15 protein-coding genes are annotated in these 15,742 nt (G+C 33.9%); 10 read left to right on the top strand and 5 right to left on the bottom strand.

All coding sequences use genetic code 11. From position 1 onward, the window contains the following. Positions 1–54: 54 nt before the first annotated feature. The 4 genes from H510_RS0111260 to H510_RS0111245 all read left to right on the top strand — a co-directional run bounded on the left by H510_RS0111260 (position 55) and on the right by H510_RS0111245 (position 3,816). Positions 55–2,511, top strand: a complete 2,457-nt coding sequence (locus H510_RS0111260; RefSeq protein WP_036692652.1) for a TonB-dependent receptor — start codon at positions 55–57, stop codon at positions 2,509–2,511. Positions 2,512–2,599: 88 nt separating this feature from the next. Then, positions 2,600–3,211 (top strand): hypothetical protein, encoded by a 612-nt coding sequence (locus tag H510_RS0111255; protein WP_026904422.1) that lies wholly within the window; start codon positions 2,600–2,602, stop codon positions 3,209–3,211. After that, positions 3,211–3,501, top strand: a complete 291-nt coding sequence (locus tag H510_RS0111250) for a winged helix-turn-helix domain-containing protein (RefSeq protein WP_026904421.1) — start codon at positions 3,211–3,213, stop codon at positions 3,499–3,501. The genes H510_RS0111255 and H510_RS0111250 overlap by 1 nt, the downstream gene beginning before the upstream one ends. 30 nt (positions 3,502–3,531) lie before the next feature. Beyond that, positions 3,532–3,816 (top strand): hypothetical protein, encoded by a 285-nt coding sequence (locus H510_RS0111245; RefSeq protein ID WP_026904420.1) that lies wholly within the window; start codon positions 3,532–3,534, stop codon positions 3,814–3,816. 76 nt (positions 3,817–3,892) lie between these two features. Here the strand turns inward: H510_RS0111245 and katG are convergent, their stop codons facing one another. From katG to H510_RS0111230, 3 genes are all read right to left on the bottom strand, one after another. After that, a complete protein-coding gene (gene katG, locus H510_RS0111240; protein WP_026904419.1) occupies positions 3,893–6,136 on the bottom strand; it encodes a catalase/peroxidase HPI in 2,244 nt (747 codons plus the stop codon). Positions 6,137–6,285: 149 nt separating this feature from the next. After that, a complete protein-coding gene (locus tag H510_RS0111235; protein ID WP_155977942.1) occupies positions 6,286–7,059 on the bottom strand; it encodes a hypothetical protein in 774 nt (257 codons plus the stop codon). Positions 7,060–7,113: 54 nt separating this feature from the next. Then, complete coding sequence (locus H510_RS0111230) at positions 7,114–7,494, bottom strand: GreA/GreB family elongation factor (RefSeq protein WP_026904417.1); 381 nt, start codon at positions 7,492–7,494, stop codon at positions 7,114–7,116. Between the two features lie 526 nt (positions 7,495–8,020). On the opposite strand from H510_RS0111230, the gene kefF reads away from it, so the two are divergent. Continuing rightward, positions 8,021–8,623: a glutathione-regulated potassium-efflux system oxidoreductase KefF gene (gene kefF, locus H510_RS0111225; protein ID WP_026904416.1), complete on the top strand. Its 603-nt coding sequence runs from the start codon at positions 8,021–8,023 to the stop codon at positions 8,621–8,623. A gap of 2 nt (positions 8,624–8,625) precedes the next feature. Further along, entirely contained in the window at positions 8,626–10,488 is a 1,863-nt protein-coding gene (locus H510_RS0111220) for a monovalent cation:proton antiporter-2 (CPA2) family protein (RefSeq protein ID WP_026904415.1), read from the top strand. Here H510_RS0111220 and purN read toward each other — a convergent pair. Then, positions 10,485–11,066, bottom strand: a complete 582-nt coding sequence (gene purN, locus H510_RS0111215) for a phosphoribosylglycinamide formyltransferase (RefSeq protein ID WP_026904414.1) — start codon at positions 11,064–11,066, stop codon at positions 10,485–10,487. The genes H510_RS0111220 and purN overlap by 4 nt on opposite strands. Positions 11,067–11,259: 193 nt before the next feature. Here purN and H510_RS0111210 point away from each other — a divergent pair, with 193 nt between their 5' ends. From H510_RS0111210 to H510_RS0111195, 4 genes are all read left to right on the top strand, one after another. Continuing rightward, positions 11,260–11,949 carry a response regulator transcription factor gene (locus H510_RS0111210; protein ID WP_026904413.1) on the top strand — a complete coding sequence of 230 codons (690 nt, stop codon included), beginning with the start codon at positions 11,260–11,262 and terminating at the stop codon, positions 11,947–11,949. Continuing rightward, complete coding sequence (locus H510_RS0111205; protein ID WP_026904412.1) at positions 11,939–13,300, top strand: sensor histidine kinase; 1,362 nt, start codon at positions 11,939–11,941, stop codon at positions 13,298–13,300. The genes H510_RS0111210 and H510_RS0111205 overlap by 11 nt, the downstream gene beginning before the upstream one ends. Before the next feature lie 216 nt (positions 13,301–13,516). Continuing rightward, positions 13,517–14,347, top strand: coding sequence for a universal stress protein (locus H510_RS0111200; protein ID WP_026904411.1), 831 nt, complete (start codon positions 13,517–13,519; stop codon positions 14,345–14,347). 15 nt (positions 14,348–14,362) lie between these two features. Continuing rightward, a complete protein-coding gene (locus H510_RS0111195; protein ID WP_026904410.1) occupies positions 14,363–15,274 on the top strand; it encodes a bestrophin family protein in 912 nt (303 codons plus the stop codon). 116 nt (positions 15,275–15,390) lie between these two features. Here the strand turns inward: H510_RS0111195 and H510_RS18740 are convergent. Next, positions 15,391–15,742 (bottom strand): transposase (locus H510_RS18740; protein ID WP_036692648.1); only part of this gene is annotated, 352 nt, incomplete at its 5' end.

Below are 15,742 nucleotides of genomic sequence, written 5' to 3'. Positions count from 1 at the left end.
CATAGTTTATTTACTTTATATAAATACAATTTTATCTTTATCCAATTATAAAAGATGAAAAAGAAAATATTTGCGTTAGTACTATTTTTAGGAGTTGTTGCTACAAGTTTTGCTCAATATCAAGTTAAAGGTCGGGTTTTAGATTCCTTAACTAAAACACCCATAGAATATGCCAGTATTGGGATTTTTAGTGCTGCCGATGCTAAAGTTGTAAATGGTAAAATTACTGATGAAAAGGGTGCTTTTAATATCACAGGCTTAAAGGCTGGCGTTTATCATCTTAAAATAGATTTTATAGGCTATCAATCAAAAAGCATCAAAAATATCAAGCTTGAAGCTGATAAAACCATAGATTTTGGTATCATCTTACTTAAAGGTACAGCGCAATTACTTAGCGAGGTAAAAGTAGAAAGTAACCGCAACAATCCTATCAATAAAATAGATAAGCAGGTTTTTAAGGCAGACCAATTTGAATCTGCCAAAGGAGGCACAGCTATAGATGTGATTAGAAATATGCCATCTATTACGGTTAATGGCGAGGGCGATATAAGGTTAAGAGGTTCAACTGGTTTTTTAATTTTATTAAATGGCAAGCCAGTACAAACAGATGCAGCTACGTTACTGAATCAAATTCCGGCAAACGCTATAGAAAATATAGAAATTATTACGGCGCCATCTGCAAAATATGATGCCGATGGTAAATCAGGAATCATTAACATCACCACCAAAAGAGGTGCTGGAGATGGCTTATCTTATGTATTGAATGTAAATGGAGGTTTGCCTAGTGTTAGTAATTACGATAATAAAGAAACGCCTAAAAGATACGGTGCTGATGCAACCATCAACTATCAAAAGAATGAATGGGAATTATCTTTTGGAGGCAGTTACCAGCAGAATGATTTGGCTGGTAAAAGGGTAGGAGATGTGAATACAACGATTGGGAATAGGTTTACGTCATTCCCATCAACCGGAGAGCGTAGCTTTGATAGAACCAACTACTCGGCAAGAGCATCTTTAACTTATACTCCTGATAAAGCAAATACTTTTAACGCTGGTTTTTATGCTGGCCAAAGGAAACAATTTAGGCAGGCGGATATCAATTATAATAATCGTACTACAGATATTAACACAGGAAATATCATCAATGAGTTAGCCTATTATAATGCCAATTTGGTACTTAGACAAGGGAATTTTGTTTTAGGTAACCTTGATTATATGCATAGCTTCAAAAATAAATCGACTTTAACTTTATCTGGTTTGTATGAGCATGCCAGACTTGAAGGCTTCACCAAAAACAATAACCTCAATATCAACGATTATACAGATACCATTCAATATGTCCTCAATACAGGTACTAGTCCGCTAGATGCAGTAAGGTTAAAATTAGATTATGCTATCCCCATAGGAAAAGGAAGGTTAGAAAGCGGTTATCAATTAAGGTATCAAAAACAAACAGGTAGTTTCTTATATCAGGAGGCTATTTTGGGTACAGGGCAATTTGCCACCGTACCCGAGTTTAGTGATGATATCAATGTCATTAACAATATCAATGCTTTTTATACACAATACGCAGCAAAAACAGGTAAATTAGAATATACCGGCGGTTTACGTTACGAGTATGCCACACGTAGTTTTAAAGCCAATAAAATTGCAAACCCTATTGATTTAAATTTGTCTAACTTTTTCCCATCGCTAAACTTACTTTACACATTTGATAAAGGCTATAAACTGAAAGGCGGTTTTAGTAGAAGGGTACAAAGGTCTACCAATAACGAGTTAAACCCTTATGCAGAAAGAGAACATTCTGAAACATTAGAACAAGGAGACCCTACTATCCTTCCAGAGTTTATCAATTTAACAGAGTTAGGTTTGATAAAAGATTTTACTAAAGGCTCTGTTTTTGCTACTTTATATAACCAGCAAATTACTAATGTAGTAAACCGAGTAAATAGTGTGTATGCTGATACTGTTTTAAACAGGATATATACCAATGCTGGCGATGCTAACCTTTGGGGGATAGAAACAGGCTTGAATGTGAAACCTATAAAGTGGTGGTCGGCTTATGTAGGTGTAAATATTTACGATTACCGAATAAAAGGGGCACTATTTAATAATAGAGTAGCTGTAAATAATTCTGGTTTGGCCTATTCTATCAATACTAACCATAGTTTTAGTGCAGGAAAAAACACCAGCATACAGTTTAACCTTAATTATTTATCAGAACGCCCAACAGCCCAAGGCGAGGATTCTAGATTTATAGTGCCTAATTCATCTGTAAAACAAAGCTTTTTAAATGGTAGGTTAACAGCGAGCCTACTTTGGCAAAACATGAGTTTAGGGATGATTAACACCAACGAACAGCGCATTACTACCCGCGGTAGAGATTTCTTTACCACAACCAATTATATTCATGAGAAGGACATCTTCATGATTAACCTAAGCTTTAATCTAAACCCTTTAACCAAAAAACTGAAACTGCCTAGTAGCGAGTTTGGGGAAAGAGAATTTTAAGTTTTAAAAGACATCCATAAAAAATAAGCGATAAATAATTGCAGATATGAATATTTATATTTTACTTTGTATTTCAAAGTACTTTTAAATGAAAGAAAAATATCTAGAAGATATCAAAGAAATTAAGGACATCATGAACCGCTCAACACGGTTTATTTCTTTAAGTGGCTGGTCTGGTGTTTCTACTGGTTTAATAGCATTGGCTGGGGTTACAGCGGCTTATTTTATCATTTTCCAAAAACAAAACTGGTTAATAGAACAACCTGTAAGTATAAATGCTACAAACTTATTTTATTTACTACTTATTGCTGTAGTAACGCTAGGGTTATCTATCGGCTCGGCTATTTTCTTTACTACGCAAAAAGCCATCAAGCAAAGTCAAAAAGTTTGGGATCAGCAGAGTAAAAGATTGCTGATTAATTTAGCTATCCCTTTAGTTACTGGTGGTTTGCTATGTTTATTGCTTTTATTTAAGGGATTTGTAGGGTTTTTGCCAGCATTAACGCTTGTTTTTTATGGCTTAGCACTTATCAATGCGAGTAAGTATACTTGGCCAGAGCTCAGAAATTTAGGTTTATTTGAGATTGTTCTAGGATTATTAGCGATACAATTTATAGCACATAGCCTTTTGCTGTGGGCTTTAGGTTTTGGAGTTATCCAAGTTATTTATGGTTTAATTGTCCAAAAGAAATACAAATAGTGAAGGAAGTCTTAAAAGATTTAGACAAAGCATTTGAAAACAGAATTAGGTTAGGGATTATGTCTGCCTTGGTTGTAAACGACTATATAGATTATACTTCTCTAAAAGAGCTTCTGGATGTTACCGATGGTAATTTAGCTAGCCATTTAAAATCTTTAGAAAAATGTGGTTATATAAGCTATGAGAAAGCCTTTGTAGACCGTAAACCTAATACTAACTATTCAGCAACCGAAAAAGGTAAGGAAGCATTTATCAAGCATATAAAAGCGATAGAGCAACTTCTTCAATAAAAATATCAACAAAAAATAAATTTTAAGATTATGAAAATGAAAAGCTTAATCATCATCTTAGGGGTAGTGGGGGCAATATTGCTTATCCCATTCATCGCTATGCAATTTACTTCCGAGGTAGATTGGTCTCTGTTCGATTTTATACTTATGGGCGTTTTATTGACCGGAACGGGTTTACTAATCGACTTAGCTATCAGAAAGATAAAAACCAATCCACAAAGGTTAATCGTATTAGGCGTTATTCTTTTGACATTTTTCCTGATTTGGGCAGAATTAGCAGTAGGTATATTTGGGTCTCCTTTTGCAGGGAGTTAAGTTTATCAGCTATAATTATAAAAAAGGTGGTTTAGATTTTCTAAACCACCTAAACATATATACTGATTGACTGAAATTAAGCTAAATCAAAACGGTCAAGATTCATTACTTTATTCCATGCGGCAATAAAGTCTTTAACAAATTTTTCTTGTCCGTCTGCGCATCCATAAACTTCGGCAATAGCTCTTAATTCAGAGTTAGAACCAAATATTAAATCTACTCTTGTACCAGTCCATTTTAATTCACCAGTTTTACGGTCTTTACCTTCAAAAATATTTTTAGCATCTGTTATTGCTTGCCATGTTGTGCCAAAGTCTAAAAGATTTAAAAAGAAGTCATTAGATAATACTTCAGTACGGTTGGTAAATACTCCATGTTTAGAACCATCAAAGTTTGCGTTTAATACACGTAAACCCCCAACTAAAGCAGTCATTTCTGGTGCGGTAAGTGTTAAAAGTTGTGCTTTATCCACTAATAACTCTTCTGGCGAAGCTGTATGATGAGCTTTTAAATAATTGCGGAAACCATCAGCATGTGGTTCTAATACTGCAAATGAATCAACATCTGTTTGTTCTTGCGAAGCATCTGTACGACCCGGAGTAAATGGAACTTCAACGTTGAAACCAGCATTTTTAGCAGCTTGTTCAACAGCCGCACATCCTCCAAGTACTATTAAATCAGCCAAAGAAACTAATTTACCATCAGATTGTGTTGCGTTAAAGTCTCTTTGTATTTGCTCTAATTTATCAAGCACTTTAGCTAATTGTGAAGGATTGTTTACCTCCCAATATTTTTGAGGCGTTAAGCGGATACGAGCACCATTAGCACCACCACGTTTATCAGACCCTCTGAAAGTAGAAGCAGAAGCCCAGGCTGTAGAAACCAATTCTGAAATACTTAGTCCTGATGCTAGTATACTAGCTTTTAAAGAAGAAATGTCTTGGTTATCAATTAATTTATGTGTTACAGCCGGAACCGGGTCTTGCCAAATTAATTCTTCGGCAGGTACTTCTGGACCTAAATACCGAGATTTTGGTCCCATATCACGGTGAGTTAATTTAAACCAAGCTCTTGCAAAAGCATCTGCAAATTCATCAGGGTTTTCATAAAAACGTCTTGATATTTTCTCGTAAGCTGGGTCTATACGTAAAGCTAAATCTGTAGTTAGCATAAAAGGAGCATGTTTTTTAGCAGGGTCATGTGCATCTGGTACAGTACCTTCGCCAGCGCCATTTTTTGGTCTCCATTGATGTGCTCCAGCAGGGCTTTTAGTTAATTCCCACTCGTATCCAAATAAATTTTCGAAGTAATTGTTACTCCATTTTGTAGGCGTAGTGGTCCATGCACCTTCTAAACCACTCGTAATAGTATCTGCCCCATTACCAGTACCGTAAGTATTTTTCCAGCCTTGGCTTTGCTCTTCTATACTTGCTCCGGCAGGTTCTTTGCCTACATATTTGCTAGGATCAGCTGCGCCATGTGTTTTACCAAAGGTATGACCTCCAGCAATTAAAGCAACGGTTTCTTCATCATTCATCGCCATTCGGGCAAATGTTTCGCGTATATCACGAGCAGAAGCTAATGGATCCGGATTGCCATTAGGTCCTTCAGGATTTACATAAATTAAACCCATTTGTACGGCAGCTAGCGGATTTTCTAAATGACGGTCGCCAGTATAACGCTTATCGCCTAACCACTCGGCCTCAGAACCCCAATAAATATCTTCCTCTGGTTCCCAAACATCATTACGGCCGCCACCAAAACCAAAAGTTTTGAAACCCATAGATTCTAATGCGCAGTTTCCTGCTAAAATCATTAAATCTGCCCAAGAAAGTTTCTTACCATATTTTTGTTTGATTGGCCAAAGTAAAAGTCTTGCTTTATCTAAGTTGGCATTATCTGGCCAGCTGTTTAAAGGTGCAAAACGTTGTGTTCCTGCTCCTGCACCACCCCTTCCATCGGCAATGCGGTAAGTTCCGGCACTATGCCAAGCCATTCGGATAAAAAACGGTCCGTAATGACCATAATCTGCCGGCCACCAATCTTGTGAGGTAGTCATTAACTCATATATATCTTGTTTAACGGCGTTAAGATCTAACGATTTAAACTCTTCGGCATAATTAAAATCCTTGTCCATTGGGTCAGACAAGTTAGAGTGCTGACGAAGAATATTTAACTTTAATTGATTAGGCCACCAGTCGCTGTTTCTGGTACCGCCACCAGCACTTTTTCTTATGGCTCCACTAGAGAAAGGGCATTTTGCTGCTCCTCCTTCATTAACATCTGCTAAGGTTGTTTTTAAATCTTTTTTTTCTTCCATTACAATAATATTTATGTATGATTTATAATTTTCTAAACTCTAAATTAGGCTTAATGGCAGGATAATTTTCATCTATATTTATGATATTGATATTGCAAAAATCTATAAGACATAAAAAAGGTTTTAGTAATTTACTAAAACCTTTTGATTTAATTAAAACCTTCGAACATTTTAATATTTCGCCATTCTATAGTGGCTTCTTTGTCGTTTTCTAGCTTGCCATAAGCACCAAATTTGAAGTAATAGTCGCCGTCTGCTGGTCCATGAACATATTCATTATATAATTTACTTTGGTCTCCAAGATAGATATACACCTTATTTTCCTTTCTGAAATGAACAACATTTACTTTAAGCCATTTATTAGTTTTGTCATTATAATCGGCAAAAACATTTGTTAAAGGTGTAAATATACCTACTCTATCAATGCTTGGGGGTACTACCAATGTTCCTTTATCATCTTTCTTCGTATTAAAAATCAACACTTTAAAGCCAGATTGTTTCATGTTTTGCCACACCTGACAGATATGATGAGAGCTAAGTATACCGTCTATAAATCTTACTTCGCCTTCAAATTGATAAATACCGTCTTCCTTATATTTACCGTCCATCTGTATTTTCATTTCAGATCTTCTGGCTTTTGGATCTGCCCCGATGGTAAATCTGTGGATAGCGTCTGTATAATCATTGGTTTTATTCTTGTAAGCATATTTACAAAGATTTGCTGCAATGTCTTGATTAGCTTTTAATGTATCCCAATCAAATCTGTCCATTTTTTGAGCGTTTTGCAATTGTAATACAAAATCAGGATTTTGTATTTTAGTCCATTTAACACCTTTAAACTTTACTTGGGCGAATGATGATTGAGTTAAGCAAAACATGCATATCAATAAGAATAAGCTTGATTTTAAAATTTTTGTTTTCATCGTTTAATTAAAATTGGTTTTGAGAAGTCACAAAGTAACTATTTAACCAACCATTTAATTAAGTTTACTTACCTTTTTAATAAGGTAATTTTGCAGTCCACCGGGCATTTCCCAGCTTACTTGCGAACCTTCCTGATAGCCTAAAACAGCTATCGCCATAGGGCTAAATACCGAGATTTTATGTGCTTTCATATTGGCTTCTTCTAAAGGTACAATTTGGAAAGAAAATGTTTTCTTGCTCACCATATCTTCTATAACTACATGTGTATACAAGCCAATAACGTTTTCTGGAAGGCTACCTGTTTTTATGATGGTTGCATGTTTAAGTTCTTCCATTAATTTTTGCTTATTATAATCAGAAAGCACAGAAGTTTTATAATGTTTCTCTAATAATTGATGTTCTTTTAAACCTAATATTAATTTTTCTTTTGTCATGTCTTTATTTTTTTATGTAATCCAGTGAGGTTTTAATAATATAATAGCTGCCTATACTAAGCATATAGCATTAATAAGTTATCATTATAAAAACCATATAAACTATTTAATAATTTATACCGCCCCATAAAAAATTATGGGGCCTAAGAAATAAAGGCTTTATTTGAAGAAAGTAAGAAGAAGTTAAATAGAAATAAATTTCTCTTACTTGGTAGGGATGTAATTTTTTTAAAAAAAGTAATTTCTGAACAAAGATTAATCATCATAAACATAAGAATTAGTAAAAAAACAGTTTAAGGTAGCCCCTTAAGTTTTTTGATGTGGGGCTTAGATGATAAAGTCTTTAGAAGAATAAAACGATGAAAAAGATGTACTACACGATAAGCCATCGCCTAAAAACATAGGTGCATTGGTATATGCTAATGAAATGTTTTGTAGAAGATAAATCATGATCAACTTAAAATCATTGTTTTTAACAAATATAAAGAATTAGATAACAATCAGCAATTTTTATTAATTTTCCCTCATGGCTTCAGTACTTATTGTATTCGCACATCCAGTGTATGAGAAATCTAGGGTGAACCGTTTTTTGGTTAAAGCTGTAAAAGGATTAAAACAGGTTACTTTTCATGATTTATATGAGCTTTATCCAGATTTTGATATAGATGTTAAAAAGGAACAAAAAATATTAGCCAAGCATGATATTATTGTGCTACAACATCCTTTTTATTGGTATAGCATGCCTCCACTTTTAAAGCAATGGTTAGATTTAGTGTTGGAATATGGTTGGGCTTATGGTAAAGAAGGCATCCAACTAAGAAATAAGAAACTATTTAATGCTATTACAACTGGTGGGACGTTTGAAGCTTATAAAAAAGAAGGTCATAACCGTTACACCATTACAGAGCTTTTGTATCCTTTAGACCAAACGGCCTTTTTATGTAAAATGACTTATTATCCACCTTTTGTTGTACATGGTACGCATAGGCTTTCTGAGGTGCAAATACAACAATTTGCCCACGATTATCAGCAAGTGATTATTGGCTTAAGAGATGGTTTATTTCAGGAAGATAATTTAGTAAGCGCAACATATATGAACTATGTGATTGATAAACCCTACCAACTCTAGTTATGGAAAAATCTTTTCTATTTCAGGCAATTGTATATCTAGCCTCGGCAGTTATTGGTGTTAATATTGCAAAAAGGCTAGGTTTAGGGACTGTGTTAGGCTATCTGCTTGCCGGAGTTGTAATTGGTCCTTTTGTATTGGGGTTTGTTGGTGAGGAAGGTAAGGACATCATGCATGTATCAGAATTTGGCGTGGTTATGATGCTTTTTGTTATCGGTTTAGAGCTTGAACCTAACTTATTATGGCGTATGCGAAGGTTGGTGATTGGTTTGGGTGGTATGCAGGTATTTTGTACCACTATTGCCATTAGTTTTGCAGCATATTTTTTGGGGCAAAGCTGGCAAGCGGCTTTAGCTATCGGGGCAACACTTTCTTTATCATCAACGGCTATAGTTATGCAAACGCTTAGCGAGAAAGGTTTACTTAAAACTTCAGCAGGTAATTCGTCATTTGCAGTATTGTTATCTCAAGATATAGCTGTTATTCCTTTATTAGCTATTTTTCCAATATTAGCCACAGAAGTTATTGATCAAGAAAGTACAAGCTTAATCAGTAGTTTTTCTGGCTGGCAACAAACTTTAATTGTATTAGGTGCTATTGCCATCATTATTGTAGCAGGTAGGTATATTGTAAGTCCTGTTTTTAGGTGGGTAGCCAAAACCCGCCAAAGAGAATTATTTATGGCTACAGCACTTTTATTGGTGTTTTTAATCGCAGAATTAATGATTGTAGTGGGTTTAAGCCCTGCTTTAGGTACTTTTTTAGCTGGTGTGGTATTAGCAAATAGCGAGTTTAAGCATGAATTAGAAAGTGATATTGACCCTTTTAAAGGCTTATTGTTAGGCTTGTTTTTTATTTCTGTGGGCTCTACCATAGATTTTGGTTTGGTAAGAGATAATTTTCTAATTGTAATTGCCCTAGTATTAGGTTTGATGTTCCTAAAAGGTGTTATTTTATATGTTTTAGGAAAATCTTTTGGGTTAAAAGGCGATCAGAATATGTTGTTTGCCGTTTCTTTAGCGCAAATGGGCGAGTTTGCTTTTGTACTTTTCTCTTTTGCAGGACAGTATGCACTTATAAATGCAGAGGATATAGATTTATTAATTGCTATTGTAGCTTTAAGTATGGCGTTAACACCTTTATTTTTTGTTGCAAATGAAAGGTTAATCTTACCTAGATATTTTACCAAAGAAAAATCTACTAGAACAGCCGATGAAATTCATGATAAAAACCCTGTAATTATTGCTGGTTTTGGTAGGTATGGTAATATTGTTGGACGTTTTTTAAGAGCAAACGGAGTATCTGCAACAGTATTAGATAACGATTCTGATAGGGTAGAATTATTAAGAAGATTTGGCTATAAAGTATATTATGGAGATGCCTCTAGGTTTGATTTAATGAAGGCTGCCGGTGCTGAAACTGCTAAAATTATCATCATTGCAATGGATACACCACAACAATGTTTAGAAATGGTAGCTATGGTAAAGAAGAATTTTCCACATCTAAAGATATTATCCAGAGCTTATGACCGTAATGATTCTTTTGATTTAATGGAATCTGGTGTAGATTATATTTATCGCGAAACGCTTGATTCTTCTTTGCGTTTAGGCGCAGATGCTTTACAAATGATTGGTTTTAGGGCTTACCAAACACATAGGGCTGCCCGCACTTTTTTGAAGCATGATGAGCGTGTGCTTTCAGATTTAATTAAGCATAGGCATGATAGTAAGTCTTATATCAGCGTTGCTAAAGAAAAAATAACAGAACTTGAAGAGCTTATTTTAAGAGATATTAAAGACGAAGGCATTTTAGAAAGAGATAGCGGTTGGGATAGCGAAAAGCTAAGGGTAGACGCTAAATCTTAAATTGTTTTCATCTTCTTAATAAGACCTTCAATAACTTTAGGGAAGTGTTGATGTTCTAACTGCTGCCCTTTAAATTTTATCATTTCTAAATCATCTCCGGCTTCAATCTTAAATCTTGATTGATGGATAACTTCACCATCATCAAAATGTTCGTTTACAAAATGTATAGTGATACCAGATTCAAGCTCTTTATTTGCTAAAACAGCGAGATGTACTTTATCTCCATACATGCCTTTGCCACCATATTTTGGCAATAATGAGGGATGTATATTGATGATTTTATTTGGGAATGCTTTTAATAAATTTGCTGGGACTAACCATAAAAAACCAGCAAGTACAATTAAATCAATTTGTAGATTTTTGAGTAATTGGACTACATCATCGGTATCTCTAAATTCTTTTTTATCAAAAATATGAGAAGGGATTTCAAAATTATCAGCTCTTTGCAGTACATAAGCATCAGGGTTATTGGTTAAAACAATAGCAACTTCTGCATCATTACTTTTTTTAAAATACTCCATGATTTTTTGGGCGTTAGAACCCGAACCAGAGGCGAAAATAGCTATGCGTTTCTTCAAAACTTTTTAATTTTTGTATCAAAGATAAAAGTTTGAACGTTTTTTAGAAATCATTATGAAGAAACTTAAAATTTATAGGTAAACACAAATAAAAAATGTTTGTTGATTGTAAATTATTTGTGGTTAACAAGTTTTCTAATTTCATTTTAATGTTAATTAGGGAACTTGTCTTTTAAGTGCTAAAAAATTATCAATGAATATATTAATTGTTGAAGATGAATTTGATGTTCTTAAAGTGATAAAAAAGGCACTTGAGCAAGAAAATTATACGGTTAGCGTTGCTATGGATGGCAATATGGCTTTAAAAATGTGTCGCGAGCATCATTTTGATTTAGTCTTGCTTGATATTATGTTGCCAGAAAAAAATGGTATTGAAGTTTGCAAAAAACTAAGAAGTGAGGAATATCCTGTACCTATTTTAATGTTGAGTGCCTTAGATTCAACAGAAAACGTGGTTACCGGTTTAGATGTGGGTGCTGATGATTACCTTGCAAAACCTTTTAAATTGGTAGAGCTTTTGGCTCGTATAAAAGCTTTGCTAAGAAGAAAGAAAGCTGTTTTACCTCAAGAAAATGCTGTTATCAAAATTGCTGATTTAGAATTTGACCCGGAAGCCAGGAGTGTTTTTAGAAATGGGGAAGCTATAAATTTAACGGCTACAGAGTATAGGCTTTTAGAATATTTCATCAAAAACAAGAAAAGGGTATTATCCAGAATAGATATTTTAGAAAATGTTTGGGATGTTACTTATGATTTAGGAACCAATGTAGTAGATGTTTATGTAAATTACCTAAGGAAAAAAATTGATAAAAACGCCACTCAGAAGCTCATCCACACTAAGGTAGGTATGGGGTATATTTTTAATGATGAGTATGCGTTTTAAGCGACAAATAACCCTGGCTTTTGCTGGTTTAACAGCATTAATTTTTCTGATGATTGGTTTGATGATGTATTTCTTAACAGAGAAATATACACGTCAAGAATATTTTACTCGATTAAAACTACGCTCAGAAGTAGCCGCAAAGTCAAGGTTTGGAGCCAGTAAATTAAGCAATACCATTTATCGGGAAGTAAGAAAACAGCATTTACAGGTTTTACCAGATGAGAAAGAATACATTATTAAAGTAGAAGGTGGAAAGCCCATTCTTCATGCTAAAGAAAATCTTCCATCAGTACTGATTAGGAAAGTTATACAAAGTAATTACGCCGAATACACACAGTATGGAACTTATTTTGTGGCTACCCTTTATAGAAATAGTCCAGAAGAAACTTACATAGTAGCCATAAGTGCTACAGATCCAGTTGGTAAACAAGATTTACAAAGACTAAAATTTATTTTATTGTTTTGCTTTTTAGTGATGAGTTTATTGGCTTTTATCATTGGAAATTGGTTTGCAACACGTTTTACCAAGCCTCTTTCTAAAATGATCAAGAAAGTGAATAATATTAGTGCCTATAATCTTGACTTGCGTTTAGATCCATCAAAAAAAGCAAAAGGAGAAATGGAAGAGTTGGCTATTACTTTTAACAATATGTTAGATAGGTTAGAAACAGCTTTTCAAATTCAGAATAACTTTGTAAGCAATGCTTCGCATGAATTAAGAACTCCGTTAACCGCAATTTTAGGCGCAGCAGAATTAGCGCTTATGAATCCGCAAGGAGAGAATAAGGAAGCCTTAGAGCTGATTTACAAACAAGCCTCAAGGTTAAATGACATTATTAATGGCTTGTTGAAATTAGCGCAATCTGGTTATAATTATAAAAAGCAGTTAAACGATGTTATTAGGTTAGATGAATTATTGTTATCGATTATTGATGATTTAAATGTTACCAACCCTGATAACCAAGTACAACTTGATTTTTCTGAACTGCCAGAACAAGCTTCTGATTTAGCGCTTTTTGGTACAGAACCTTTGCTAAGATTGGCTATCAATAACATTATCCAGAATGCTTGTAAATATTCTGATAATAAGCCTGTTTTAGTTAAATTATCCACTTTAAAAGATAAGATTTGTGTACGTGTATCAGACCAAGGTATTGGTATTCCGCAAAAAGATTTAGAACATATTTTCGAGCTCTTCTTCAGAGCGTCTAATCATGGTGATAGAATGGGCTTTGGCTTAGGGCTGCCACTTTCTTACCGAATTTTTAAAGTGCACCAAGCTATTTTAGACATACAATCTGTAGAAAGTAAAGGAACAGATGTTTATGTCTACTTTTATAAAAAGTCTTAAGCTAAGCAGTGTTTAGGAGGTATGTCTTCCTCAGATTAAAACCTTCTAATATTTAAAATGGCTTTGAAACTTGCTTTTTTAGCTTCTTTAAACCATTTCTATTTATAAAACCGCTATAAAATTTAATGAGTTTCTAATTTGTTTAATCATTTTATAATTCCTGTTTAAATCTGTTTTAAGTGTTGTAACAGATATTTATAAAAAAGGATAATGATTATGAAAGCAATCAAGAATATTTTAGTTCCAACCAATTTAACCGTAGGCTCATTAAGTGTGGTGCAATATGCTTTACACCAATTCAAAGGCTATGCCTTTAACATTACATTACTACATGTTTTACCTTTACCAGATTCTATTTCAGATTTATTAATGTTATCAAGAAAAACTGATGAAAATGAACATATCCCATCAGAATTTCATGAGGCTGTACAAAGACTTACTTTATTATTTCCACTTCGTATATCAAGCATCAAAATAGAGCATCAATATGGGTTATCTGCTTCTATTTTAGCACAAATCATCAGTAATAAAGAGATAGATTTGATTTTACATTGTAAAACAGCTTTTAAAAGTGCCACCAATAGTGATGAGCAAAAACTATTAAAATTATTAGACGAGAGTGCTTATCCAGTAGTGTATGTTCCGGAAGTTCCACTAGCCGATACGCCTAAAACCATCAGTTTTATTTTAGAAGAGAATGTAAACTGTGTCGCCATTCTAAAAAATATGCTTGACCAATTGTTGGTACAAGCCCAAACAGAAATAAGATTGATAGCCGCTATGCCTATAACTAAGGTTGCAACCTTAATAGCTCAGTTTAAAAACGAAGTAGATAAAGGGAAGCTTTTTGGTACTTATAAGTTTTCTATACACATGTTGCAGGGAGAAAATTATGAAGAGTCGGTAATGCAGTTTACGGAAGATTTTGAAGTTGATATGATTTTTCTTTTAAAAAAGAAGACATTTTTAAACAGATATTTTATCAACCAACATATCCTAAACCAAACACTTAAACAAGCCAGAATTCCACTATTTACATTAGCCTAAAAAAAGGAGGTCATCATGTTGTTAAAAAGTAAGGTACCCGTTACTTATATATTTGGGAAAATTAAATTTGAGATTTTATTTGTTGCTTTTTATGCTTGTATCATTAGTATTTTAAGTAGTAATTATCATATTCAGAAATTTTCTTTACCTATAGCTGTACCTATGATTGTTGGTACCGTAATTTCTTTATTATTGGGCTTTAGGTCTAACCAAGCTTATGACCGTTGGTGGGAAGCTCGTATTATTTGGGGAGCTATCGTTAATGACTCAAGAACACTTGCCAGACAATTACTTTCCTTTTTTAAGGATCCGGACTATTCTGTAGAAATTAATCTTTTTCAAGAACGTTGGATAAAAAGACAAATGGCATGGTGTTATTGTTTAGGTCAAAGTTTACGAGATAAGGACCCTGATGCAGGTTTACATAAATATTTAAGTAAACAAGATATGGTTTTTATCAATCATCATGACCATAAACCAAATGCTATTTTACAACTACACGCTAGAGATTTAAAATATGCACTAGAACGGGGATGGATAAATAGCTATCAGCAAGTGGAAATAGATAACACCTTAACTAAGTTATGTGATGCTATGGGAAAATGCGAACGTATTAAAAAAACCGTTTTTCCTACCACTTATGGGATGTACATCCATTTTTCTATTTATTTTTTTGTATTGCAGTTACCATTTTCATTGATGGATTTTTTTGGGATTTACCAAATACCCGTAACTATTGCACTAGCTGCTACTTTCTTTTTGATAGAAAAAATGGCTGTTCATTTACAAGATCCATTTGAGAATAAGCCTACGGATACGCCTGTAACAAGTATTTCTAAAACCATAGAACGTAATTTATGGCAAATGTTGAGCGAGCGGGAGATACCCACTTATAAAACAGAATCTAAAGATTTTTATATTTTGTAGTCTTATCGAAATTAAAATAATACTTCTTTTTTTATTTGTAAGCTATCTCGAAAGGGGGTAGCTTTTTTATTTTTTTTCTTGCTCTCGTTTGCAACGAGTGCTTAATTGGTCAAGCCTTAAAAAGTCCAATTTAACTTTACAGGGTATAATTTATTTGAATGATCTTGCAGATTTTTTTTGGTCAGTTTATCAAATACCCACATTAGAAGGAGCTGCCATTGTAAAAAGAAGCTGGCAAAAGATGATTTCCATTTATTCATCATCCTTTTGAAGTTAAAAGCAGCAGCAGCAAGCATAATATTGATATTATCGCCCACTATTCCTTTATAAAAGTTGCGGTTTAATCTGTGATCTTGTTTGATGTGTCCGATAATGGGTTCTATGGATGCCCTTTTGCGATGTAACTTTCTAAGTTTATTAGCCTGATACCTGCTGATGTTCTTTTTAGGTGCTTTGGGTAAGAGTATT

Source organism: Pedobacter glucosidilyticus DSM 23534 (genome assembly GCF_000425145.1).
Lineage (GTDB): Bacteria > Bacteroidota > Bacteroidia > Sphingobacteriales > Sphingobacteriaceae > Pseudopedobacter > Pseudopedobacter glucosidilyticus.
The sequence above is the reverse complement of the archived record's forward strand: the minus strand, read 5'-3'. Positions and strand labels throughout refer to the sequence as shown.

Excerpts from the sequence above, each read along its gene's own strand:
- H510_RS0111260 (WP_036692652.1), top strand. The coding sequence starts at position 55 with ATGAAAAAGAAAATATTTGCGTTAGTACTATTTTTAGGAGTTGTTGCT.
- H510_RS0111255 (WP_026904422.1), top strand. The coding sequence starts at position 2,600 with ATGAAAGAAAAATATCTAGAAGATATCAAAGAAATTAAGGACATCATG.
- H510_RS0111245 (WP_026904420.1), top strand. The coding sequence starts at position 3,532 with ATGAAAATGAAAAGCTTAATCATCATCTTAGGGGTAGTGGGGGCAATA.
- katG (WP_026904419.1), bottom strand. The coding sequence starts at position 6,136 with ATGGAAGAAAAAAAAGATTTAAAAACAACCTTAGCAGATGTTAATGAA.
- H510_RS0111235 (WP_155977942.1), bottom strand. The coding sequence starts at position 7,059 with ATGAAAACAAAAATTTTAAAATCAAGCTTATTCTTATTGATATGCATG.
- H510_RS0111230 (WP_026904417.1), bottom strand. The coding sequence starts at position 7,494 with ATGACAAAAGAAAAATTAATATTAGGTTTAAAAGAACATCAATTATTA.
- kefF (WP_026904416.1), top strand. The coding sequence starts at position 8,021 with ATGGCTTCAGTACTTATTGTATTCGCACATCCAGTGTATGAGAAATCT.
- H510_RS0111220 (WP_026904415.1), top strand. The coding sequence starts at position 8,626 with ATGGAAAAATCTTTTCTATTTCAGGCAATTGTATATCTAGCCTCGGCA.
- H510_RS0111210 (WP_026904413.1), top strand. The coding sequence starts at position 11,260 with ATGAATATATTAATTGTTGAAGATGAATTTGATGTTCTTAAAGTGATA.
- H510_RS0111205 (WP_026904412.1), top strand. The coding sequence starts at position 11,939 with ATGCGTTTTAAGCGACAAATAACCCTGGCTTTTGCTGGTTTAACAGCA.
- H510_RS0111200 (WP_026904411.1), top strand. The coding sequence starts at position 13,517 with ATGAAAGCAATCAAGAATATTTTAGTTCCAACCAATTTAACCGTAGGC.
- H510_RS0111195 (WP_026904410.1), top strand. The coding sequence starts at position 14,363 with ATGTTGTTAAAAAGTAAGGTACCCGTTACTTATATATTTGGGAAAATT.